The organism is Parafannyhessea umbonata (assembly GCF_900105025.1).
GTDB classification, from domain to species: Bacteria; Actinomycetota; Coriobacteriia; order Coriobacteriales; family Atopobiaceae; genus Parafannyhessea; species Parafannyhessea umbonata.
This window is the reverse complement of sequence record NZ_LT629759.1, coordinates 927,506-951,099: the sequence shown is the minus strand read 5'-3', so window position 1 is coordinate 951,099 and position 23,594 is coordinate 927,506. Positions and strand designations below refer to the sequence as shown.

The following is a 23,594-nucleotide window of genomic DNA, read 5'->3' as shown; positions in this document are numbered from 1 at the left end:
CTCTTCGGTGGTTTCTGTGGGAGAGATTCCGGCATAGGCCCAGCTCAGCGGGCGAAAACAACGATCTGGAACTGAAACGGCCCCGGGAGGGGCCGTTTCCGCGTCATCCGCCTATGATTGCTAAGCCAAATTCAGACAACCGAAGAGGTGTGACGCATGAAGAGTCTACTACTTCTCGCCCTCGGTCTGGCCCGCACGGTCGTCCTGGGCGCGCGCATCGAGGCCGAGCGCATCGTCGTGAGCGTCCGGCCCTACAAGCGCGAGCAGCGCCGCTGCCCCGTATGCGGCAGGGCCTGCGACTTCTACGACATGGCGAACCGCGGGGCCCCCAGGCTGTGGAGGGCGATGGACCTGGCGCGCTCGGCCTGCTACCTGGAGTACGCGCCCTGCAGGGTGCGCTGCCCGGAGCACGGCGTGCGCACCGAGGCCGTCCCCTGGGCGCGGCACGGGGCGCGCTTCACGCGCGACTTCGAGGACTGGGTGGCGTGGCTGGCGGTCCGCTGCACCGCCCCGGCGGTCTCCGAGCTCGCCCGCGTCGAGTGGCACAGCGTGGGCGGCGTGTGCAGGCGCGTCTACGCCGAGCTGGAGGCCGCGCGCGGCGCCTCGAGGTTCGACGGCGTGCGCCGCATCGGCATCGACGAGACGTCGTACAAGAAGGGCCACAAGTACGTCATGGTGGTCGTCGACCACGACCGCGGCTGCCTCATCTGGGCGCACGAGGGCACCGGCAAGGACGTGCTCAACCTGTTCCTCGACGAGCTCACGCGCGAGCAGAGGCGCGCCATAGAGGTGGTGACCGCCGACGGCGCGAGGTGGATAAGGCAGCTGGTCAAGCGCCGCTGCCCCAACGCGAGGTGGGTCATGGACCCCTTCCACGTGGTCCAGTGGATGAACGACGCGCTCGACGCCGTGCGCTGCGAGGAGTGGAACGCCGCCAGGGCCGCCGCCAGGGCCGCCAGGCCCAGGCCCGAGGGCAAGCGCGGCAGGCCTGCCAAAGGCGAGCTGCCGCCCGAGGAGGTCAGGGCGCTCGAGGAGGAGGCGGCCTCCATCAAGGGCAGCCGCTACGCGCTCGTGAAGAACCCCGAGGACCTCACCGACGGCCAGAGGGCGAGGCTCGAGGCGCTCAAGAAGAGGGCCGGCTCGCGGCTGGTCAGGGCCTGGGAGCTCAAGGAGGACCTGCGGGCCGTCTTCCGGGCAGCCGACGGCTCCGAGGCCGCCGAGCTGCTCGACGACTGGATGCACAGGGCCGCCTACTGCAAGATCGCCAAGGTCGTCGCCGTGGAGAAGAAGGTGCGCCGCCGGCGCGACGACATCATCGCCGCAGTCGAGCTCGGCATCAGCAACGGGCGCGTAGAGGCCATCAACAACAAGATCAAGGTGGCGGTGAGGATGGGCTACGGCTTCCGCAACACCGACAACCTCGTGGCCCTGCTCATGCTCAGGTGCGGCGACTGCCAGCCCCAGCTCCCGGGTCGCCCGGTGAAGGCGAGGAAGAAGGGCGTGAAGGGAGCGAAGAGCGTTGCTGCCTAGGCTAGCCCCTTGTCACACAAACTACCGAAGCCTCATTTTTCCCGGCTAGGACTTGCGGTACGTAAGAGAGTGCAACCTCCTGAGAACATATCTACATCCATTCCATGAGACGCCCTGGGGAGCGCTCGGTACTTTTCATCAAAGTTCCGAGAGCGAATCTGCATCGAGGATTACGGGGCGGGTAACCAAAAACTAATGGTTAATGCTACCAATTCCTCGCGATATTGACTCGAAATGGACTGGGTGCGCGTGGACAACGCGGCCCATACGGACATCCGCCTCGCATTGAATCGTAGGCGGCGGGCCGCAACCGGCACCCAGCTAACGACGAGAGAGACAGGCCGCGCAAGCCGGCCCGTCCACGAGCCGCCCGCCATGGAGGACACATGGCAGACGACTTCGGCGACGACGCCGGCCAGCAGATATTCGACTGGGCGCTGCGACTCGGCCTGGAGGGGTACCGCCGCGGCGGAGGCCCCGCGGGGCAGCGCGCCGTCGAGGAGGCGATAGGGCGCCTCGAGGCCGCGCTGGAGAGCGCCAGGGACGCCATAGGCGCACAGCCCGAGCAACCCGGCGGAGCCCCGAAGGAGGCTCGGGCCGACGCGAGGTTCGCACGGCTCGACATGTCGGAGTTCGCCGAGCTCGAGGACGGGCAGAGGGTAATCTCCGCGGTGGACGCGAAGCTCACGGCAAACGACATATGGCACGGGATGACGGAGGACGGAGGTACGCCCTGGCTCGTCTTCAAGACGGCCGACGCGCCGGCGGTCGCGTCGGCATTCGACCAGCTCGTCTCCGACACCAAGGCCGCCGCGAGCAGGGCGGCCGAGCGAATCCGACAGGAGCAGGAGCGGGATGACAGGTCCCGCGGCGCGGACCGTGACCGGGAGCCCCTCAAGGAGAGGGCGGAGCGCGCGAGGAGGGCCTCCGAGGCCCAGTCGCACGACACGGAACGCGACCGCGCGCCGGAGCAGGACCGCGTGGAGACGAGGTCGAAGTGAGGGCACGAGGAGCGGGCGCCACGGTTGCGGCCGGGCTCTCCGCCGCCGCGTTCGCTATCGGCGACGTCGCCGCCGCGGCAGTACCAGCCGGCGCGCCCGCCGACCCGGAATCCACGATTAGCGGGGTCCTGTCAGGGATCATCGCGGGGACGGCGTCGCCGAGCGCGGAGCCGCTCCCGCTCGCCGTCGGGCTCGCCTGCGCCGCGGGGGTCTGGCTCGCCTGGGCGAGGAGGCTCTCTCTCGCCGGGGAGCACAGGAGCGGAGAGGAGCACGGCAGCGCGAGGTGGGCGAGCCCGAGGGAGGCCAGGGCGTTCGCCGACCGGGGGGACCCAAGGAACAACATCATCCTCACGCAGCACGTTTCCCTCGCCATGTCCAGGGCCGACCACGACCCCAGGCTCGAGCGCAACAGGAACGTCCTCGTGATCGGAGGGTCCGGCTCCGGCAAGACCCGCTCCTACGTGATCCCCAACGTCCTACAGATGAACGCGAGCCTCCTTGTGACCGACCCCAAGGGCACGCTCGAGGCTGAGCTGGGGCCGGCCCTGCGCTCCGCCGGCTACGAGGTCGCCAGGATCGACACCGTGGACTTCGGCCGCTCGGCGCGCTACAACCCGCTCGCCTACGTGCGCACGCAGCAGGACGTGCTCGAGGTCGTCGACTGCATCATCGCCAACACCACGAGGGAGGGCCCCTCCTCGGCGGACCCGTTCTGGGAGAACGCGGAGAGGCTCCTCTACAGCGCGCTCGTGGCATACCTCGTCTGGCACTGCCCGGAGGCCGACAGGAACCTCCCGGGCCTCATGACGCTCCTCTCGCTGGCGTCGGCGAGCGAGGGGGACGAGGGCTACAGGAGCCCGCTCGACGTGCTCTTCGACGAGCTCGAGACGGGAAAGAGGTGCGTCGTCGGCGATTGCCCCCGCGACGGGGGCGCGCGCTCCTTCTCGGGCGGGAGCCGAGTTACGTGGGTCAGGGTCGCGGAGCCGCTCGCGCCGGAGGAGGACTTCGCGCTCGGCCGCTACCGCGCCTTCAGGGTCGCCGCAGGCAGGACCCTCAAGTCGATAATCATCAGCTGCAACGCGAGGCTCGCTCCGCTCGGCGGCGAGGAGATCCGGCGCGTCCTCTCGGGCGACGACCTCGGGATTGACCTCATGGGCGAGCCGGGCCGCAGGGTCGCGGTCTTCGCCACCACGTCGGACACGAACGGGACCTTCTCGTTCCTCCTGGCGCTCCTCGTCTGGCAGGCGACGAACCTGCTCTGCGAGCGGGCCCTGAGGGTGCACGGCGGGTCGCTGCCGACCCCGGTCCACCTCGTCCTGGACGAGTTCGCGAACATCGGGAGGCTCCCGGACTTCGAGCGCACCATCGCCGTCGTCCGCTCGAGGAACATCGGGGTCTCGGTCATCCTCCAGTCGCTCTCGCAGCTCAAGGCCCGATACGGGGAGTCGGCGCAGACGATCGTGGACTGCTGCGACACGACGCTTTTCCTGGGCGGCAACTCCAACGAGACGAACAGGGGGATCTCGGAGAAGGTCGGCAAGCAGACCGTCTCGGTCATCGGCGCCAGCGAGAGCAGGGGCGCGACCAGCAGCTCCACGCAGAGCAGGCAGGCCGCGGAGCGCGACCTGATACAGCCCTCGGAGCTCGCGAGGCTCGACCGGAGGAAGGCGGTCGTCCTCATCGCCGGCGCGAACCCGGTCCTGGACAGGAAGTACGACCCTAGGAGGCACCCGGCATGGCGCGGGGAGGTGGTCGCGATGAAATGAACGTCCGGCCTGGCGAGAGGGCGGCGGCGCCGGGCCGAGACCACGCCGCCACCATGGGTCCCTACGCTTCGGAGGACAAGTTGCTCAACCAAATCATCAAGCTCGTGTCGGGCTGCGTCTCGTTCCTCGGCGGGTTCCTCGTCGTTTGGGGCGCCGTGAGCCTGGGCCTCGCGATACGCGAGCAGCAGGGCGGCGCGCAGATCGCGAGCGCCATATCGACCATCGCGGGCGGGGCGATCATCATCGCCGCCTCGGTCTACTTCGGGATGCTAGACACGTCCTGGCTCCCGGCCTAGGGGGCGGCGATGGCGTCGCTATCTGTCGCGGTCCACAAGGACATAGGCGAGTACCAGGAGAAGGTCGTGGGCAAGCTCAGCCTGAGGACGCTGCTCTGCGTCACGGGCGGGCTCGCCACGTCGGTGGCGACGGCGTCCGCGCTCTACGCGGCTCTTGGCGTGGAGCCCGCCGACGCGAGCCTGCCGGTGATGTGCGCGTCCCTCCCATTCTGGCTGCTGGGCTTCTGGCGGCCGCACGGGATGAGGGCTGAGGAGTTCGCCCCCATGCTCTGGGAGCACGCGACCTGGGACGGGGTGCTCGCGTACGGGACGTCGTGCATGCTCGCCGCACCGCCGGAGCCGATCGCCCAGCGGACGACCAGGAGGCACAGGAGGAACGCGAGGAGGAAGGGGGCGGAGCTCCGTGAGCCGAGCAGGGAAGCAGAGGGATAGCGCGCGCTGCGCGGGACCCTGGGAGAGGCTCTCGCTGATGATATCGGGCGGGGGCTCCGCCGAGCGCGACCTCAGGGAGCACGACCGCGAGGCGAGCGAGAGGGCGGCCGCCCGAAGGAGGTCGCTGCGCGCGGCGCGCGACGTATACAACGCGGTCGGCTTCGACTCGCTGTGGGCCGACGGCATCTGCGAGGTCGACCCGGGGATCTTCTCGCAGACCCTCGAGTTCTCCGACATCAGCTACCAGAGCGCCCGCAGGGAGGCGAAGGAGTCCGTCTTCTCGGCCTGGTGCCAGCTCTTCGACTCCATCGGCGAGGACGTCGCGCTCCAGCTCTCGGTCGTGAACACGCCCATCCCCGCCGAGGAGATCGGGCACCGCTCCTTCTTCGCGGAGAGGGGGAGGACCGCCGCGCTCGCCGAGGAGTACAACCGAATCCTCAACGACAAGATGCGCGAGGGCGTCTCGAACCTCGTTCGCTCGCGATACATCACGTTCTCCGTCGGGGCGAGAGACGTGGGGTCCGCCGTGCCCAGGCTCGCGCGCGTGCGCGGGGACGTGACCCAGTCCCTCCAGAGGATACGATGCGACGCCACTCCGCTCGACGGCCCGGCGCGCCTGCGCGCCATCGCGGAGCTGCTGCGCCCCGGCAACCCTCCCGCCGCCGGGTGGGAGGCGCTCGGGGCCACCTCCGGGCTGCGCGCGAAGGACCTCGCTTGCCCCAACTGCATCGAGGCGAAGCCCGAGGGGTCCGCGTCGTGCCTCTGGATCGACGGGACGTGGTGCCAGACGCTCGCCTTCCGCTCGTTCGGCTCGGAGCTCTCGGACCGTTGCGTGGCCGAGATCGTCGACCTTCCCGTACCGCTCGCGGTGAGCCTGCACGTGAGGGGCATGGACAAGTCGCGCGCGATCGCCTTCGTGAAGAAGCGGCTCGCGTGGATGGACAAGGAGATCATCGACGAGCAGATGACCGCCGTGAAGCGCGGCTACGACTTCGACATCCTCCCCTCCGAGCTCAAGTACTCGAAGGCGGAGGCCGAGGACCTCCTCGACCACCTGCAGAACAAGAACCAGAGGCTCTTCCGCTACACGGGGCTCGTGTACACCTACGCGGACACCCGCGACGCGCTGCGCAACCAGGTCGAGCAGATCATGCGCACGGCGCGGTCGAACTCGATCGACGTCGGGACCCTCGACTACCGGCAGAGGGAGGGGCTCAACTCGGTGCTGCCCCTCGGGGCCAACCGCGTGGATGTCGGCAGGATGATGACCACCGCTGAGGTGGCGATCCAGATGCCCTTCGCGACGCAGGAGCTCAACCAGGAGGGCGGCGGCTACTACGGCCAGAACAAGGAGAGCTCGAACCTGGTGATCTGCAACAGGCGCAGCCTCGCGAGCCCCATGGGGTTCGTCGCCGGCAAGCCTGGCAGCGGAAAGTCCTTCTCCACGAAGAGGGAGATCCTCAACACCATCCTCGCTTACCCCGACGACCAGGTGATCATCTTCGACCCCGCGGGGGAGTACTCCGCGGTGACGGAGCCGTGCGGCGGGACCACGATCAGGCTCGGGCCGGACTCCGACTCGCACCTCAACCCCTTCGACCTCACCGACGTGGCGGACCTCAGCCCCAGCGCCCAGCGGGCGTTCAAGATCGACGCCTTCCTCGCGCTCTCCGCGGCGACCATGTCCGAGGGGAGCCAGGGGCTCCCCGAGGCGGACAAGTCCATCATCGCCCGCTGCGTCGAGGCGTGCTACGAGAGCCGCTCCGGGGACGGCGGCACCCCCACGCTCGGCGACCTCTACGAGGAGCTGCTCGCGCAGGAGGAGCGCGAGGCGCGCGACATCGCGCTGCGCTACGAGCGCTACGCCGTGGGAGCGCAGTCCTTCTTCAACCACGAGTCGGACGTCGACCTCTCGAACCGGATCGTCGACGTAGACCTCAGGGACCTCACCTCGAACCTCCGGACCTTCGGGATGCTCACGGCGCTCGAGTCCGTGCGCAACCGCATGTACTCGAACTACGAGCGGGGAGTCACCACGTGGCTCTACATCGACGAGGTCCAGTCCCTCTTCGAGCACCCGGCGATCGTCTCGTACTTCTCGCGCTTCTGGGCGGAGGGGCGAAAGTTCGGCCTCGTGGCCACCGGCATAACGCAGAACTCGGTCTACATGCTGGAGCACGAGGAGGCCAGGAACATGGTGCTCAACTCGGACTTCATCCTCCTCCACAAGCAGTCGCCCGTGGACCGAAGGGCCTGGGTCGACCTCCTGGGCCTCTCCGAGCAGGAGTCGCGCTACATAGACGAGTCGATCAAGCCGGGCGAGGGGCTCCTCGTCGCCGGCGGCGCGCGCGTCCCCATCAAGGACGACTTCCCCAGGGGCGCGCTCTACGACCTCTTCAACACGAAGCCGAGCGAGCAGGCGCCGAGGCGGCGCCGCAGGAAGGCGACGGCGCGGAGGGGGGAGAGGTGAGCGCCCGGGAGGCCGGTGCGGCAAGCTCCGCGGCGCACGAGGCCCCGGACGCGTCCGCCGTCGCATTCGAGGGGCGCACGGACGCCGTGAGCGCGGGAATCGCGCACGACGAGGCTGACACGGCCCTGTCGGAGCTCAGGGGCCGCCGCGCGGCGGCGATGGGGCGCGCGGCCAGGGCGCGCAGGGCGACCGCAACGGCATCGCGCGACGCGTTCGGGGAGTCCGACGAGGAGCTCGGGGCGGACGCGCTGTCCCGCCCCGCCGGCGCGGCGTCCCGCGCGACATCAAGGCGCCTGCGGCGCGCACGGGGAGGCGACGGCTCGCCGGGGACCGGCGGCGGAGGCCACGCGCTGTCCCGCCCCGCACCGGCGCAGGGAGTGCCGCCCGCACCGGAGGAAGGCGTTCCGCCGGTGGCGACCCGCGAGGAGGCGGCGATCACGGCGACGGGAGCGACCGGAACCCCCGGGGACTCGCGGCCGCCCAGGACGGCCGCCCCGGTGCGAGAGGCGCCCCGCCGACACGGCGCGCGGTCAAGGCTCGCAGCGCTCGACGGCAGGGAGGGCGCCGGAACCGGCAGGGCGCGCCCGCGCAGGACCGGGCCCCCTCGGAGGGGCTGGAGGCGCGAGGCGGCGCCGCCTCGCGAGGCCATGCCGGGAACGACAAGGGCCGCGGAGACGGCGAGAGCCGCCGGCAAGGCGGCGTACGCGGCGGGCGCGCCAGCGACGGTCCCGATAGCCGGCATCCTCGCCGGAGCCGTCGTCGCGGTGCTCGCCGCGGCGATGATCTCGCAGGCGGTCGGCTCGCTCTTCGGGTTCTGGGACAACGAGGCCTCGAGGCGCGCGTCGGTAGAGGGGCTCCCTCCCTACGTCACCTACTCGATGGTCCTGGCGGCCCTCGAGTGCCAGGACGAGTACGGTCACCCGGCGGGCTGCACGCTCGCCCAGGTCATCGTCGAGTCGGGCGTAGGGGACCACCTCTCTGGCCTCGCCACGAGGGACAACAACCTCTTCGGCATCAAGTGGGCACCGAGCTTCGCCTCCTGCCCCGAGGTCGCGGGAAAGGAGTCCTGGCAGACGCGGGAGGAGTACGGGGGCGCCTCGGTCACCGTCGTTGACGCATTCACGAGGTTCAGGTCCTACGAGGACTGCATCCGCTTCCGCTCGCGCGTCCTGCTGCAGGCGGGAAGGTACTCGGGAAACGAGAAGATCCGCAGGGCCATCGAGGGCAGGGACTCGGACCTCATGGCCGAGGGCCTCAAGGACGCGGGCTACGCCACGTCGTCCTCCTACGTCGACTCGCTCAAGGCCGCGATGGACGCCTACGGCCTCAGGCGCTTCGACTCGATGAGCGCGGACGACCTCAGGCGGGCCGGGCCCGCTGGCGCCCCATCGGGCAAGGGGGCGACCATCGTCGCCGCGGCCCAGACCCAGCTCGGCACGCCCTACGTCTGGGGAGGGTCCACGCCCAACAAGGCGCTCGACTGCTCCGGGCTCACGCAGTGGTGCTACGCGCAGGCGGGAATCCGGATACCGCACCAGAGCGACGCGCAGCTGAGGGCGGGGACGATGGTGCCGCTCTCCCAGGCGGAGCCGGGCGACATCCTCTGGAGGCCCGGCCACGTCGCCATCTACATCGGCGGCGACTCCTACATACACGCGCCGCAGCCAGGGGACCACGTCCGCGTGGGTACCGGGATAAGCCGGTTCACGTGCGCGGTCAGAATCCAGTAGGGAGGAAGGGACATGGAGAAGAGGCGAAGGGCCGTCGCCGCGCTCGCCGCCGGGGCGGTCGCCGTCGCGCTGGGGCGGGCGCGGCGCGCTGCGCTGCGTCGCGAGCCGACAAGGCGGACCCGACGGACAATGGCTCGGAGACCGCCGCCTGGGTCGACGCCGCGGACGGACAGGGCTCCGACTCTGGCGCAAGCGCGGAGGAGGCGCGGCAGTCGTGCGCGGAGGAGCTCGAGTCGCGGGAGTGGATGGGCGCCGAGGACGCGTCGCTCAGGATGACGGCGTCCGGGGGCAGGCTCGTCGAGACCGACGGCACCGACACGCGCACGTCGTCCTACGAGGTCACCTCCGACGGGGACGGGGAGTGCGGCCTCAGGGTGACACGCGCCGACGGGACCGTTGTCCAGGCCACCGTGACCATCAGGGGCAGGGGCGACGGCGCGAGGCTCAGGTGCGAGCAGCTCCAGACCTCGTTCGACTGGGTTCCCGCCCCGCCTGGCGGCGAGGTCAGGGTCACGGGCGTGGACGAGGAGTACCTCGCGCTCGTCGGCGGGAGCGAGGACGCGCTCGACCTCGCCGTGTCCCTCTGGGTGTCCGAGCACGTCCCCGGGGCCACGGAGGCCGCGTTCGACGGCGAGGTGTACATCGACACGAAGGCGGACAGCGTGACGGCGACCTTCACCTGCGACGACCCGGGGAGGTCGATCGTCTCGGCCACGTGGGCCGACGGCGCCTTCTCGGTGACGGGATAGCCGTGGGACGCCACGTGCCGAGCCGAGCGTGCCGCCTGGCCCTGGCGGCCGCGCTCGCCATCGGCATCGCCCTCCTCGTCCCGCGCCCCGCCTGGGCTTCCATCGGGGACGACATCAACTCCTGGATGTGCGGGGTCCTTCGCGACACCTGCAACTGGATCTTCGACGCCCAGGCCAGGGTGCTGGCATCCATAGGGGTCGACGGGGTCCTTTCGAAGCCCTTCGACAGGATGCTGGGCACGGCGGGCGAGGTGACCCTCTTCGACATCGCCCGCGGGGTGTGGAGGACTGCGATCCTGCCCATAGGCTGCGGGGTCCTCAGCATGGTCTTCACGGTCCAGCTGATACACCTCTCCCAGCGCATGGACGGGAACGCCTCGATGCCGGCGGTGCGGGAGGTCGTGTTCCTCCTCGTCTTCTTCGCCGTGTGCCTCTTCCTCGTGCAGAACTCCTTCGAGCTCATGCGCGCGGTCTACGAGGTGGCGCGGCTCGCTATCACGAGGACGACCTCGGCGTTCGGGTCCGGCGGCGCGATGGACCTCGCAAAGGTCTCGATCGTCACCACCGAGGACAGCGTCCCCGCCCTCGTGGCGATGATCGTCGTCGCGCTCGTGAGCTGGGTCGTGGTCATCGCCGCCTACGTGGTTGCGCTTGTGGTCTCGTGGGCACGCGCCATACAGCTCTACCTCATGGCGGCCCTGAGCCCGATCCCGCTGTCGCTGCTGGGGCTCGAGGACACGCGCCAGGCCGGCGTCGCGTACCTCAGGAGCTTCGCCTCCGTGTGCCTCGCGGGGCTCATCATCACCGTCACCCTCATCGCCTTCCCGGTCGTGCTGGGAGGGCTCAACGCGGCGAGCGCCGGGGCCGGGGCAGCCGTGGACAGCGTTGTCGGGGGGCTCAGCTACGCGCTCCAGTACCTCGCGATGTGCGTGCTGCTGATCCTCTCGCTCACGAAGAGCGGCTCCTGGGCCAGGGACGTCCTGGGCGGGTAGCCGAGAGGCGCCAAGGGGCCGGGACCGTCCCGGCAAGCGAAGAGAAGGAGGAAGGAAATGGAAGGTCCGGAAGGCAAGCGAAGGGAGCGGGTCTGGCTCTCGTTCCACGAGAGGTACGTGCGGCGGACGGAGTACGCCGACCGCGAGACGGGTGAGGAGAGGGTCCTCTTCACCGTGACCCTTCCCAGGGGGACCGAGGTCGACGCCGTCGACCTCGGCGGGTGGCAGTTCCACCCGAGGTACGTGGAGCCCAACCACTCCAGGTACCACGACGAGCACTGGAGGGAGGTCCCGCTCCTCGCCGACAGGCCGGTGAGGCTCAGCCGGGACGTACTCGACGCTGACGGCAACCCACTGCCGGACGGGGAGGGGCGCAACCAGAAGGAATGCGCGGAGGTGGACCCGTCGAGGCTCGGAGAGGCGCTCGTCGAGTCGAGGCGCAGGTGGTACGAGCAGAACTGCCGCGGGCGCGCAGAGGAGCGGGCCGACGGTGCCGGGGGACTCTCCGCCCGGGCGCAGGAGGCGCGGGCCGCCTCCGAGGCGATCGGCACGCCATGCGACGCCACACCAAGGAGAAGATAGGGGAAGAGATGAGGATCGCTAAGGAAAGGGCCCACTCGGCCCGGCGCGCCCTGCGGGCGTGGAGACGTGACGGCGGGGCCAAGCGCATGAAGGCCGCCCTCCTATCGGTAGCGCTCGTCCTGAGCCAGCTGCTCGGGGCGCTCGCGCCGACCGTCGCGCTCGCGGCGGAATCGAGCTCATGGTTCGACAACCCGAACGGCACGAGGTACATAAGCGACGTCGTCGGCGTCACGCGAGAGCAGGTGGTGGGCGAACTCGAGTCGCACCAGGGCGACTCGTTCTACCTCGGCACGCCCTACCTCGGGCTCGGGGACACCGGCGACATGCCTAGACCGAACGGTGACCACGGCTCGTACCGAGCGGGGATGCAGTGCACGGGCTTCGTCTGCTACGTGATGGCCGCCGCCGGCGGGAACCCCTACTCGGCGCTATCCACGAACGGCGCCAACTGGTGGAACACCAACGTGTGGGAGAGGATATGCAAGGCGCAGGACGTCGTGTCCTACCGCTTCGACACCAAGGAAGAGCTGCTCGCCTCGGGACTCGCGCAACGGGGAGACATCATCGTCGCGACCCCCGACTCGTCCGTGCCCGTGAGCGGGACCGACCGATACGGCAACACCTGGGACGGCCACGCGGGCTTCTTCTGGGGCTCCAGCCCCTCCGATGACCTCATGTGGCACTCCGTGCACTCGAGCAACGGGTTCGGCACGATCGAGAGCGGCAACCAGACCTCCGCGATCCAGGGGAAGGTCTGGCCGTCGCACTACATCCTCATCCCGCTCGGACAGTCGAGGGGAAGGGTGACCGTCACGAAGGCGTCATCCGACCCCGCGGTCACCGACGGCAACACACTCTACTCCGTCGGGGAGCCGTATACGGCCTCTTCTCTGACGAGGGCTGCACGAAGGACACGGGGGTGCGCCTGACCACCAGGGAGGACGGCACGAGCGAGGCCGTCGAGGTCTCGCCCGGGACCTACTGGGCGCGCGAGCTCTCGGCGCCAAGGGGATATGCCCTCTCGAACGCGACGACGAGGGTGGAAGTGCCCGCGGGCGGCGAGGCCGACGCGAGCGCGTCGGACGTCCCGCAGACGAACCCACTCGGCCTCGTGCTCGCGAAGGCCGACGCGGAGACGGGCGAGGCGTCCCCGCTCGGCGCGGCCAGCCTCGCGGGCGCGGAGTTCGAGGTCCGCTACTACGCAGGCCAGTACGACGAGGGGAGCCTCCCCGCGAAGGCCACCCGCACCTGGACCGTCTCCACGGGGGAGGACGGCACCGCGGACCTCTCGTCCGCCACGGGCGACGACCTCTACCGCGACGCGGCAGGCAACGCCGTCGTCCCGCTGGGCACCGTGGCCATAAGGGAGACCAAGGCGCCGGAGGGATACGTGGCTTCGGACAAGACCTTCGTCACGCGCGTGACCGCAGAGGGGACCGCCGAGCACGTCTCGACCTACGCCGCGCCCACGGTCGCCGAGCAGGTCCGCCGCGGCGACCTCGAGCTCGTGAAGGCGGAGTCCGGAAGCATGCGGCGCCTCGCGGGCGTGCCCTTCCGGATCACCTCCGCCACCACGGGCGAGTCCCACGTCATCGTGACCGACGAGAACGGCCAGGCGAGCACCGCGTCGTCCTGGGCCGCCCACACCACGCGCACGAACGCGAACGACTCGGCGGGCGAGGGGTCCTGGGACGCCTCCGCGGGCGTGTGGTTCAGCGGCACCGCGGACTCCCAGACCGCCCCGGACGACTCCAAGGGCGCGCTGCCCTACGACACGTACCTCGTCGAGGAGCTCCCGTGCGACGCGAACCAGGGGCTCCGCCTCGTGAGCATGACCGTGCAGGTCACGCGCGACGCCACCACCGTGGACCTCGGAACCGTCGACGACGACCAGGGCCCGCGCATAGCCACGACCCTCACCGGCGAGGGAGGGGAGCACCTGGCCGAGGCCGCCGGGAGCGTCACGCTCACGGACGAGGTGGAGTACGAGAACCTAGAGCCAGGGAAGGAGTACGAGCTCACGGGAACCCTCATGGACCGCGAGACCGGCAAGGCCGTGACCGGCGCGGACGGCAAGGCCGTCACCGCCACCGCAAGGCTCACCCCCAAGCTCTCCACGGGCAAGGCCAAGGTCACCTTCGAGTTCGACGCGACCGGGCTCTCCGGCCACTCCGTCGTGGCGTTCGAGGAGCTCGGCCAGGGCGGGAAGGTGGTTGCCACGCACGCAGACATCGACGATGAGGGGCAGACGGTCCTGTTCCCCAAGATCGGCACCACCGCGACGGACGCGGAGGACGGCTCCCACGACGCGGCGGCAGACGACGACGTGACCATCACGGACACCGTCGAGTACCAGAACCTCGTGCCCGGGAAGGAGTACGAGCTCACCGGCACCCTCATGGACCGCGAGACCGGCGAGGCGGTCACGGACGCGAGGGGCGAGAGGGTCACAGCGACCACGAAGCTCACGCCCGAGGAGGCAAGCGGAACGGCGACCGTCACGTTCAGGTTCGACGGCTCCGACCTCGCGGGACGCACGGTCGTCGCCTTCGAGGAGCTCTCGCGCGAAGGCCACGTGTACGCCACTCACTCCGACCTCTCCGACGAGGGCCAGAGCGTCGCGTTCCCCCAGGTGAGGACGACGGCGAGCGACGCCGCTGACGGCGACAAGGTCATCGACGCGGCGCCCGGCCAGCGCGTGGCCGACACCGTCTCCTACTCCAACGTCACCCCCGGGACCGAATACAAGGTCAGGGGACACCTGCTCGACGCCGAGACGGGCAAGGAGCTCGCCACGGCGGAGACGACCGTCACCCCCGAGTCCTCCGAGGGCACCGTCGAGGTCGCCTTCGACGTGGACGGCACCGGACTCGAGGGGAGGAAGCTCGTCTGCACGGAGGAGCTCTCCCGCGCGGACAAGGTCGTCGCCACCCACGCCGACCTAAAGGACGAGGGACAGACCGTGAGCCTGCCCGGCATCCACACCACGGCGACCGACGCGGCGGACGGCGACCACGAGGCCACGGCCGCGGACAAGGTTGCCATCACGGACAGGGTCGAGTGGTCCGGGCTCGTCAAGGGCCGCGAGTACACGGTCACGGGCACGCTCATGGACAAGTCCACGGGCGAGAGGGTCACGGGAGGCGACGGCAGCCCCGTCACCGCCAGCGCCACCTTCACCGCGGACGCCGAGTCCGGCAGCACCGACGTCACGTTCGAGTTCGACGGCAGCGCGCTCGCCGGGCACGACGTGGTCGCCTTCGAGACCATCGCCCACGACGGGAGGACCGTGGCCACCCACGCAGACCTCGAGGACGAGGGACAGACGGTGAGCATCACCGAGGCCCCGCCCGAGACCCCCAAGGAGGAGAAGGCCACCAAGGGCGGCAGCCAGCTGCCCAAGACCGGCGACGCCGGGATCCCGGTCGCCCCCATCGCGGGTCTCTGCGCCGCGGCAGGCCTCTCGCTCGCAGGCGCACGCGCGCTCAGGCGCCGCGGAAAGGGCGGCGAGCCCGACGTCCGCATCGAGCGCGGACCCGAGGGCGGCACCGGCCCGCTGGGAGGGGGCGGAACCGATGATTAGCCACTTCGGCGCCATCGCCCTCTACCTCCTCGGCGCGCTCTCCGGCGCCACGGCAGTCGCGGCAATCGCGCTCTGCAGGGCGGCCGGGACCGCGGACGATCGCGAGGAGTAGCGGCAAAGATAGCGGGGCGGCCCGGACGGGTCGCCCCATCTTCTACAGGGAGGAAGGCATGCGCGCTGAGAAGGGCAGGGACACGCTCGCCGAGGGGCGGGCGAGGCTCGTGGAGTCGCTCGCGAGCGCCATGGAGGAGGACGGGCTCTCGTGGTACGCGGGGTGGGAGAGGTGCTGGTCGGCGAGGAACGCCGCGACCGGCGCCCGGTACAGGGGCGTCAACAGGCTCTCCCTCGCGGCCGCGTCCGCACGATGCGGATTCGAGGACCCCAGGTGGGTCACGTACAACCAGGCGCGGGACGCCGGCTGGCACGTGCGCCGCGGCGAGAGGGCGCAGGCCACGGTGGAGTTCTGGAGCTGGTACGTGCCGATCATGCGCGCAGGAAGGCAGTCGGTCGTCACGGTACAGAGGGCGCGGGAGCTCGTCGCCGCGGGGAGGATCTCGGAGGACGACGTCTGCGGGGACAGGTTCCTGAGGGGGAGGGGCGCCTGGGTCTTCAACGCGAGCCAGGTGGAGGGCGTCCCGCCCGTCATGGAGCCTCGCACGGCGGAGCCGGGGTCGGAGCCCTGGAGGGTGGCAGACGACCTCATCGCGTCGTCGAGGTGCCCCGTGCGGGAGACGAGGAGCGACGACGCCTTCTACGCCCCGGCCGAGGACGCGATCACCATGCCGCTCCGCGGCCAGTTCGAGTCCGCCGAGGGCTTCTGCAGGACGCTGATGCACGAGATGTGCCACTCGACCGCGGGCGAGCTCGGCAGGCCGCTTCCGAGCGACCACGAGTCCTATGCGTTCGAGGAGCTGGTCGCGGAGCTCGGGAGCGCCTTCTCCGCTGCGGACGCGGGGCTCGACATGTCCGCGGTCGCGAGGGGAGGGTCGGTGCAGACCTGGACCCAGAACCACGCGGCGTACCTCAGGTCTTGGCTGGACGAGATCAGGGACGACCCATCCGCCCTCGCGAGGGCCGCCTCGGAGGCGTCGCGCGCGTCCGACCTCGTCATCGGCAGGTACGACGAGGCGCGGGCGGAGCGGGCACGCTCGCGCTCGAGGGACGAGAGGCCGCTCTCCGAGAGGGCAGGAAGCGCGAGGGAGGCCGCCGCGCGGCTCGCGACCGTCGACATGGCGCCGGAGGACATGAGGGCGAAGTAGGGAAGCCGCAGGCATACGTGACGCCGCGAGCCCCTCTGGGGCCCTCTGGGAAGCGCCCCTGACCAATGCGGCCGCGATGGGGTTGGGGCTTTGGCGGACGCGCCCTCAGAGCACGGCGCGAAACGCCAGCCTCAGCGCCCAGAGGAGTACGCGCAGGAGCCCCCTCAGGACGGCAAGCGTGATCCTGCCTACGGTCGAGAGGAACCGCCTCATGACGCACCTCCGGATTCCAGGTCCGACGTTGGCGTGACGGTAGCACGCACGCGCGACATGAATTCGAGGCTCTCGGTCGGCACGCCGGCCCAGGCGCAGACCCTGCCGGCCGCGTCGCGCGGGTCGTCGCCCGCCACCTCGGGGATGGAGAGGCCCGTGCGGTACGCCCAGGCGGCAAGGGCCGGCAGGTCGGACGGCCCGTCGTCAAGCGAGGCGCGGACGTCCTCGAGCCGCGAGACGTCCACGAGGCCGTCGCCCACCCTCATCCACCTCGTGGTGCCGTCGACGTCCACCCTGGACGCCGCCGCCAGCTCACCTGCCGTCGCGAGCTGCGCCCTCCAGCCCCGGCGCCTCCTGAGCGCATCGCCCTCGGCCACGCCCTGCGAGTCGTAGTAGTCGAGCTCGATCCACATTCCGTCGTCCCCAAGGCTGAGGACGAGGTCCGAGAGGACGCTCCTCCCCGGGAACGGGTCGGGGCGCGTGAGCCGGTCTGAGTCGAACTCCTCGACCCGCCCGTCAACGTACGACAACGTGACCCTCATCTCCCCCTCCCGTCCGTCCGGCCGTCGTCTCCGCGGTCCGGCTGCCGCCTTCCGATGGACCCGTCGCCGCGCCTCGCGTCGCGGCGGGTGACGCCTCGCGCGTCGTCCCGCCGCACGTGACCGTTGCGCGCTGCGGCCTCCCGCCGCTCCGGCAGCATGCCGTGCCTCCTTGCCAGCGCGATCGCCGCGTCGATGCGCTCCCTCTCGCCGGGGTCTCCGCATCGCGCGGCCACGGCCGCGAGCTCCTCGACGGACCGTGCGCGCGTCTCCCCGATCACGGCGACGGCGGAGGAGAGCCCCCTGAGCTCGGAGAAGTCCCTGAGCTCGATCGCGCGGCGCGCGGCCTCCTCGACGCCCATGACGGAGCCGTCCGGCAGCAGCGCCTCCCCACGGCGGGCGGCGAGCCTAGTGAGCACGTCCTCTCGCCGGTAGTCGGTGCCGAGCCTCGTGCCGCTCACCCTCCTGGCGGGCTGGTCCGCGAGGCAGAAGGTCCAGTCCCTCCCGTCGCCGCGGACGCTCGTCTCAACGCCCAGCCGCGAGAGGCTGCCGAGCAGCTCTCGCTCCGTCCTGGAGGAGGCGACGGCGACGTCCACCCTCGACCTGATGTCGGCGACCCAGGAGTACGCGCCCCTGGACGAGAGCTCCGCCTCCGCGCGCCCGACGTGGACCCGCTGGTAGTTCTCCCTCGTGCCTCGCTTGCGCGTGTCCGGGTGCCGCGCGTCGATCCTGCCCTCGAAGTGCGAGAGCCCCATTTCCCGCGCGATCGCCTGCAGCCGCCCGTTCAGGAGGCCTGGGTCGGGGTCGCGGAGCCTGTTCCCGGTGGCGAGGTTCGTGTTGTTCACGATCACGTGCGCGTGGGGGACGTGGCCATCGTTGTCGTCGTGGTAGACGATGGCCACCTGGAAGTCCGGGAAGCTCTCCTCGGCCCAGCGCACGGCGAGCCCCCTCAGCTCCGCGAGCGAGACGCCGTCGCGCGGGTCGGGGGAGAGCACGTAGTGCTTGTAGGTCCGGGCGGGCCTCCCGCGGTACGGGGCGTCGTTGCCGTTGGCGCGCCTCGTCTCGTCCATGGCCGCGTCCCAATCGAAGCGAGCCTCGACGGGCCCCACCTGGCGCGGGGACTCGTCCATCCGCGAGAAGTGCAGGAGGTCCCTGGCGAGCGCCCTCCCGTCCCGCTCGAGGTACCTCCTCGCGGCGGCGAGCCCCGTGTGTCCCGATATGGCCTTGATTGCCGGCACGCCGGTCAGCTCCAGAGGAAGACGGCCGGCCTGTCGGAGAGCCTCGCCACGTCCTCGCGGAGGCATCCGAGCGAGTCCGCCACGTAGGTCATCTCGGTGTCCACGACCCTGAGGACCTCGAGCGCGTCCTCGGCCGTCACCTCGTCCGGGGACTCGCGTGCGACCTTCGCGATCGTGTTGAGCGCCGCCACGGACTGGTTGTAGAGCGTGCCTATGGAGCGCAGGTTGCGCACGATGCCGTGTGAGGTCTCGTAGTCGAAGGCGACGGTGCCCGCCCCTATGCGCGTCCCGCCGTCCGCGAGGCAGTGTATCAGGAGCCTCACCACCTGGCTCCTGGAGCAGCCCATCTCGGCGGAGGCCCGGTCCAGGGCCTCGAGCTCCCCGTCGGAGACCCGGACGTTCAGGCGCCTCGGCATGGCGTCACGGCTCAAGTCGGTCACCCCCAGGGGCGCGGGGCATCCCCCGCAGAGAGAAGGGACGTTCGGACGGTGCGGCCGCGGAGGCGTCTCCCCGGGGCACAGACGAAAGTCTGCGCCATCGGGACGGATCCCGCGGCCACCTTGTCCAATGCGTCCGCGGCGTCCATCCTGGCCACCGTGGGTGTACAGGATGGGCTACTTGCTGTCCTTAGAGGTGCTCGTTGCAATCTCAATCCCTGAGATTCGAGGCGGCAGCCCGTTGACCGGCATCTGCTAGAAACCTGCAAGCCCTCTGCTAGAATGGACTGCACTTGTACTGCACGCGGCATTCGAGGAGAGTCCCCATGAAGTACTCAGAGCTCGTCGACTCCGGCGCCACCCCCACCGAGATTCAGGCGTTCCTCGTGGGTTCGGAGAACGTCCCGGTCACTATGCGAATCCCGCGGAACCTGCGCGACGCGGCGAAGGAAGCGGCGGAGCTGAAGGGCATGAGCCTGACAACGTACGTGAAGGTATGCCTCATAGAGAGGCTCTCGGAGGGAAGCAAAGAATGACGCATCCCCCCTTCTTCGACAACAAGGCGAACATCGTGAAGGACGACCTGGTCTCGACCATCAGGTCCGGCGACCGCGTGTCGGTCGCGGCCGAGGTCTTCTCGATGTACGCCTACCAGGAGCTCAAGGAGCAGCTCGACGGCCTCGACGAGTTCCGCTTCATCTTCACGTCGCAGGCGTTCACCAGGAGCCGGCCCCCCAAGCAGGAGCGGGAGTTCTACATCCCCCGGCTCGCCCGGGAGAAGGGGCTCTGCGGGACCCAGCTGGAGATTCGCCTCCGCAACGAGCTGACGCAGAAGTCGGTCGCCTCCGAGTGCGCCCGCTGGATCCGCCGGAAGGCCAAGTTCCGCTCCTTCGGCGTGGACAACGGGATGGACAACACCTTCCTCGTGGTGGACGGCCCGGAGGGGACCGCCGCCTACACGCCGTTCGCCGGGCTGACCACGGCGGAGCTGGGCGTGGACAACTCCTCGGGCAGGCAGGCGCTTGTCATGCGGCCGGACGCGTCCACGTCGAGGGCCCTCCTCGACATCTTCGACGAGGCCTGGGACTCCGGCCGGCTCGACGACGTGACGGACGCGGTGGTCGACTCCATCACGGCCATGTACAAGGAGAACCCTCCCGAACTCGTCTACTACATGGCCCTCTACCGCATCTTCAGCGAGTTCCTCGACGACGTGTCCGAGGACGTGCTCCCCAAGGAGGGCACCGGCTTCCGCGAGAGCGCCATTTGGGGCAAGCTGTACGACTTCCAGAGGGATGCCGCCATCGCGATCATCAACAAGCTCGAGACCTTCGACGGCTGCATCCTCGCGGACTCCGTCGGCCTGGGCAAGACGTTCACGGCGCTCGCGGTCATAAAGTACTACGAGTCCCGCAACAGGAACGTGCTCGTCCTGTGCCCCAAGAAGCTCCGGGACAACTGGACAACATACAACCGCAACGTCGTGAACAACCCCATCGCCTCGGACAGGCTCCGCTACGACGTGCTCTACCACACGGACCTCTCGCGCGAGCGCGGGATGTCCGAGACCATGGGGGTCGACCTCTCCCGCGTCAACTGGGGCAACTACGACCTCGTCGTGATAGACGAGAGCCACAACTTCAGGAACGGCGGCGACTCGGCCACCAACGACAGGCTCAACCGATACCAGACCCTTATGGAGAAGGTCATCAAGCAGGGCGTGAGGACCAAGGTGCTCATGCTCTCCGCCACCCCGGTCAACAACCGCTTCCGCGACCTCAGGAACCAGCTCGCGCTCGCCTACCAGGGAGACCCGGAGGCGTGGTCGGCACGCCTCGGGCTCTCGTGCGACGTGGAGACGGTCTTCAGGAACGCGCAGGGCGCCTACACCGCGTGGTCCAAGCTGCCCGTCGGCCAGAGGACCACCGCCAGGCTCCAGGACATGCTCGACTTCGACTTCTTCGAGGTGCTGGACCAGGTTACGATCGCACGCAGCAGGCGGCACATACAGCAGTACTACGACACGGCGGCGCTCGGGCCGTTCCCGAGGCGCCTCCCGCCCATCTCGCGCGACCCCAGCCTCTCGACGCTGCCTGGCGCCATCAACTACCGCGAGATCTACGCGGAGCTGGACTCCCTCACGCTCTCGGTCTACATGCCAAGCGCCTTCCTGCAGCCGAGCAAGGTGGGGAAGTACGAGGACCCCGAGAGCGGCAACCTCTCCGCCGCCGGTCGCGAGGCGGGCATCAGGCGCCTCATGACGACGAACCTCCTCAAGCGGCTCGAGAGCTCCGTGAGCTCCTTTCGGCTCACGCTCGAGCGCGTGCTCTCCTACATGGAGCAGACGCTTCAGACCATCGAGCACTACAAGCAGCACAGAGAGGGGAACGCCTCGGTCTCGGACGCCGGAGCTACTATCGACCTCGACCTCGACCCCGACGACGCGGAGGCGGTGGAGGCCGGTGGCGGCACAGGGATCCTTCTCGAGGACATGGACTGGATGAGCTGGGAGGGGGAGGTAGCGCGCGACGCGGACACGGTGCGCCTGCTGCTCTCCATGATCGATGACATCGACCCCGCCCACGACGCGAAGCTCCTGCGGCTCTGCGAGGACATCCGAGAGAAGGCCGAGCACCCCATAAACCCCGGCAACAGGAACGTGCTCGTCTTCACCGCGTTCTCCGACACGGCGCGCTACCTCTACGAGCACGTCTCCGAGTTCGCGAAGAATGAGCTCGGCCTGAATACCGCCGTCGTCACGGGTAAGGGCTGTATGACCAACTGCCCCGGCATCCCCGCGAGGATGGCCGAGGTGCTCGAGTGCTTCAGCCCCGCCTCCAAGGAGCGCGCCGTGCTCTCGCCTGCGCTCGAGGGCCACGACATAGACGTCCTCATAGCCACGGACTGCATCTCCGAGGGCCAGAACCTGCAGGACTGCGACTACCTCGTGAACTACGACATCCACTGGAACCCCGTGCGCATCGTGCAGCGCTTCGGGCGGATCGACCGCATCGGCTCCAGGAATGCCTGCATCCAACTCGTCAACTACTGGCCCAACGTCGAGCTGGACGAGTACATCAACCTTAAGGAGCGGGTCGAGGCGCGGATGAGGGCGACCGTGCTCGCGTCAACGGGGGACGACGACTACGTGAACCCGGGCGAGAGGGGCGACCTCGAGTACCGCAGGCAGCAGCTAGAGCAGATGCGCCACGAGGTCGTCGACCTCGAGGACGTCTCCGGCGGGGTCTCGATCACGGACCTGGGGCTCAACGAGTTCCGCATGGACCTGCTTGCCTACTACAAGGAAAACCCCGAGATAGACCGGCTCCCCTCCGGGATCGAGGCGGTCTGCGAGGGCGACACGCCCGGCATCGTCTTCGTCCTTCGCAACGTGAACGAGGCGATGAACCCCGACGGCAGGAACCGCATCCACCCCTTCTATGTGGTACAGGTCGCCTCGGACGGGGAGGTGGTCCACTCACACCTGGAGCCCAAGGCAGTCCTCGACGAGATGAGGCTACTCTGCAAGGGGAGAGGCGAACCGGACCCGCGGCTCTACAAGCCCCTCAACAGAGAGACCAAGAACGGCCGCGACATGCGCTGGGCAATGGGACTCCTCAATGCCGCCGTGAGCTCCATCATGGGCGCCAAGGAGGAGTCGGACGTGGACAGCTTCTTCGGCGGCGGCACGACCGGCTTCCTGGAGAACGACGTGGCGGGCCTCGACGACTTCGAGCTCGTGTGCTTCCTGGTGGTGAGGCCCAGATGCTAGGACTGCCGAGCACGACGGAGGTCGACAGGGTCCTGCCGAAGAGGGCGTTCTACGAGCACCTTCAGCTCGACCCCGCGACCAGGCGATCGTTCGTGGACGACATCGAGTCCATCACCCTGAGGAACTCGATTAAGCCCTCGACGACCGGCATCCCCGCGGGGGATGTCGTCCAGGAGGTGCTCGTCCTCGAGGTGGCGCTCAAGGGAGCAACGGTGCCGAAGGCCGCGCTAGCGGCAATCGCCCGCTCGAACCCGCACAGGCTGCTGTTCGCATGCACCCGGGACGGAAGGGCGTGCCTTGCGGTGCTGCTCGGGAGCCTCGTCGTGGGACAGTGGCAGGACGCCGGCGAGCTCGCGCTCAGGCTCGACCCCACCGGCATGGACCAGACCTGGGACCTCATGGCATCGCAGGTGGCCTACGGCGATGAGGGACGTGCAGGCGAGACCGTGGAGGAACGCCATGCCACGGACGAGAAGATCGAGCGTCTCAAGGAGCGGCTTGCCAAGGTAGAGGCAAGGCACAGGAAAGAGAAGCAGTTCGCGCGCAGGAACCGGCTCTTCGACGAGGAAAACAAGTTGCGCGAAGAGATACGACGTCTTATGGAAGGCGGTGCCAAATGAAGATCGAGCATCTCGACATCATCAACTACAAGAGCATCAAAGAACTTCACGTTGATCTTAACCCTCGCATCAACGTATTCATCGGTGCCAACAACGTTGGGAAGAGCAACATCATGGCAGCCATGGAGTACCTGCTCGGACCCACATATCCTGTACCGAACCGACTGGATAAGTCAGATTTTTACAACGGCAAAGATGACCAGCCTTTGAAGATTGCGATGCGGTTCGATGATAGAAACATCCTCTCATTTGACTCCACCTGGGTTGACTACCGAGGTAAAGAGAGACATGGCCTGAATCTGAATGGCAGCTACGCCAACGGCGATGCTCGCGACAAATATGGGGTATGTAAAATTACTGGTTGGATTCGTTAAGTCAGTGGTTG

20 protein-coding genes are annotated in these 23,594 nt (G+C 69.1%); 17 read left to right on the top strand and 3 right to left on the bottom strand.

Going from position 1 to position 23,594, the window contains the following annotated elements:
• Positions 1 to 156: 156 nt before the first annotated feature.
• From BLT96_RS04380 to BLT96_RS04320, 13 genes are all read left to right on the top strand, one after another.
• The gene (locus BLT96_RS04380) at positions 157 to 1,530 is read left to right on the top strand and encodes an ISL3 family transposase (RefSeq protein ID WP_090862042.1); all 1,374 of its coding nucleotides are present in this window, start codon (positions 157 to 159) and stop codon (positions 1,528 to 1,530) included.
• Positions 1,531 to 1,916: 386 nt separating this feature from the next.
• A complete protein-coding gene (locus BLT96_RS04375; protein ID WP_090862040.1) occupies positions 1,917 to 2,531 on the top strand; it encodes a hypothetical protein in 615 nt (204 codons plus the stop codon).
• The gene (locus BLT96_RS04370) at positions 2,528 to 4,297 is read left to right on the top strand and encodes a VirD4-like conjugal transfer protein, CD1115 family (RefSeq protein ID WP_090862038.1); all 1,770 of its coding nucleotides are present in this window, start codon (positions 2,528 to 2,530) and stop codon (positions 4,295 to 4,297) included. Before BLT96_RS04375 ends, BLT96_RS04370 begins: the two co-directional genes overlap by 4 nt.
• Positions 4,294 to 4,593, top strand: coding sequence for a hypothetical protein (locus BLT96_RS04365; RefSeq protein ID WP_233519130.1), 300 nt, complete (start codon positions 4,294 to 4,296; stop codon positions 4,591 to 4,593). Before BLT96_RS04370 ends, BLT96_RS04365 begins: the two co-directional genes overlap by 4 nt.
• Positions 4,594 to 4,602: 9 nt before the next feature.
• Positions 4,603 to 5,025, top strand: a complete 423-nt coding sequence (locus BLT96_RS04360) for a PrgI family protein (protein ID WP_090862036.1) — start codon at positions 4,603 to 4,605, stop codon at positions 5,023 to 5,025.
• A 37-nt stretch (positions 5,026 to 5,062) separates the two neighbouring features.
• Positions 5,063 to 7,495 (top strand): VirB4-like conjugal transfer ATPase, CD1110 family, encoded by a 2,433-nt coding sequence (locus BLT96_RS04355; protein ID WP_157692157.1) that lies wholly within the window; start codon positions 5,063 to 5,065, stop codon positions 7,493 to 7,495.
• Entirely contained in the window at positions 7,492 to 9,225 is a 1,734-nt protein-coding gene (locus tag BLT96_RS04350; protein ID WP_197674389.1) for a glucosaminidase domain-containing protein, read from the top strand. The genes BLT96_RS04355 and BLT96_RS04350 overlap by 4 nt, the downstream gene beginning before the upstream one ends.
• Positions 9,204 to 9,974 carry a hypothetical protein gene (locus BLT96_RS04345; protein ID WP_157692156.1) on the top strand — a complete coding sequence of 257 codons (771 nt, stop codon included), beginning with the start codon at positions 9,204 to 9,206 and terminating at the stop codon, positions 9,972 to 9,974. The genes BLT96_RS04350 and BLT96_RS04345 overlap by 22 nt, the downstream gene beginning before the upstream one ends.
• 14 nt (positions 9,975 to 9,988) lie before the next feature.
• Positions 9,989 to 10,966: a VirB6/TrbL-like conjugal transfer protein, CD1112 family gene (locus BLT96_RS04340; RefSeq protein ID WP_090864180.1), complete on the top strand. Its 978-nt coding sequence runs from the start codon at positions 9,989 to 9,991 to the stop codon at positions 10,964 to 10,966.
• Positions 10,967 to 11,023: 57 nt separating this feature from the next.
• Positions 11,024 to 11,548 carry a hypothetical protein gene (locus BLT96_RS04335; protein ID WP_090862033.1) on the top strand — a complete coding sequence of 175 codons (525 nt, stop codon included), beginning with the start codon at positions 11,024 to 11,026 and terminating at the stop codon, positions 11,546 to 11,548.
• A gap of 8 nt (positions 11,549 to 11,556) precedes the next feature.
• On the top strand, positions 11,557 to 12,477 hold the full coding sequence (locus tag BLT96_RS10785) for a hypothetical protein (RefSeq protein WP_157692155.1): 921 nt from the start codon (positions 11,557 to 11,559) through the stop codon (positions 12,475 to 12,477).
• Positions 12,468 to 15,131, top strand: coding sequence for a VaFE repeat-containing surface-anchored protein (locus tag BLT96_RS04325; protein ID WP_090862029.1), 2,664 nt, complete (start codon positions 12,468 to 12,470; stop codon positions 15,129 to 15,131). The genes BLT96_RS10785 and BLT96_RS04325 overlap by 10 nt, the downstream gene beginning before the upstream one ends.
• A gap of 170 nt (positions 15,132 to 15,301) precedes the next feature.
• Positions 15,302 to 16,390 carry an ArdC family protein gene (locus tag BLT96_RS04320; RefSeq protein ID WP_090862027.1) on the top strand — a complete coding sequence of 363 codons (1,089 nt, stop codon included), beginning with the start codon at positions 15,302 to 15,304 and terminating at the stop codon, positions 16,388 to 16,390.
• A gap of 209 nt (positions 16,391 to 16,599) precedes the next feature.
• Here the strand turns inward: BLT96_RS04320 and BLT96_RS04315 are convergent, their stop codons facing one another.
• The 3 genes from BLT96_RS04315 to BLT96_RS04305 are packed head-to-tail and all read right to left on the bottom strand — an operon-like array spanning position 16,600 to position 18,811.
• The gene (locus tag BLT96_RS04315) at positions 16,600 to 17,145 is read right to left on the bottom strand and encodes a hypothetical protein (RefSeq protein ID WP_090862025.1); all 546 of its coding nucleotides are present in this window, start codon (positions 17,143 to 17,145) and stop codon (positions 16,600 to 16,602) included.
• On the bottom strand, positions 17,142 to 18,380 hold the full coding sequence (locus BLT96_RS04310) for a relaxase/mobilization nuclease domain-containing protein (RefSeq protein WP_157692154.1): 1,239 nt from the start codon (positions 18,378 to 18,380) through the stop codon (positions 17,142 to 17,144). Before BLT96_RS04310 ends, BLT96_RS04315 begins: the two co-directional genes overlap by 4 nt.
• 5 nt (positions 18,381 to 18,385) lie before the next feature.
• Positions 18,386 to 18,811, bottom strand: coding sequence for a ribbon-helix-helix protein, CopG family (locus tag BLT96_RS04305; RefSeq protein WP_090862020.1), 426 nt, complete (start codon positions 18,809 to 18,811; stop codon positions 18,386 to 18,388).
• Between the two features lie 332 nt (positions 18,812 to 19,143).
• Here BLT96_RS04305 and BLT96_RS04300 point away from each other — a divergent pair, with 332 nt between their 5' ends.
• The 4 genes from BLT96_RS04300 to BLT96_RS04285 are packed head-to-tail and all read left to right on the top strand — an operon-like array spanning position 19,144 to position 23,583.
• Complete coding sequence (locus tag BLT96_RS04300) at positions 19,144 to 19,353, top strand: hypothetical protein (protein ID WP_072355652.1); 210 nt, start codon at positions 19,144 to 19,146, stop codon at positions 19,351 to 19,353.
• Positions 19,350 to 22,589: a helicase-related protein gene (locus BLT96_RS04295; protein ID WP_090862018.1), complete on the top strand. Its 3,240-nt coding sequence runs from the start codon at positions 19,350 to 19,352 to the stop codon at positions 22,587 to 22,589. The genes BLT96_RS04300 and BLT96_RS04295 overlap by 4 nt, the downstream gene beginning before the upstream one ends.
• Positions 22,583 to 23,209, top strand: coding sequence for a DUF4391 domain-containing protein (locus tag BLT96_RS04290; protein WP_090862016.1), 627 nt, complete (start codon positions 22,583 to 22,585; stop codon positions 23,207 to 23,209). Before BLT96_RS04295 ends, BLT96_RS04290 begins: the two co-directional genes overlap by 7 nt.
• Positions 23,206 to 23,583 (top strand): ATP-dependent nuclease, encoded by a 378-nt coding sequence (locus tag BLT96_RS04285; protein WP_090862014.1) that lies wholly within the window; start codon positions 23,206 to 23,208, stop codon positions 23,581 to 23,583. Before BLT96_RS04290 ends, BLT96_RS04285 begins: the two co-directional genes overlap by 4 nt.
• Positions 23,584 to 23,594: the final 11 nt, after the last annotated feature.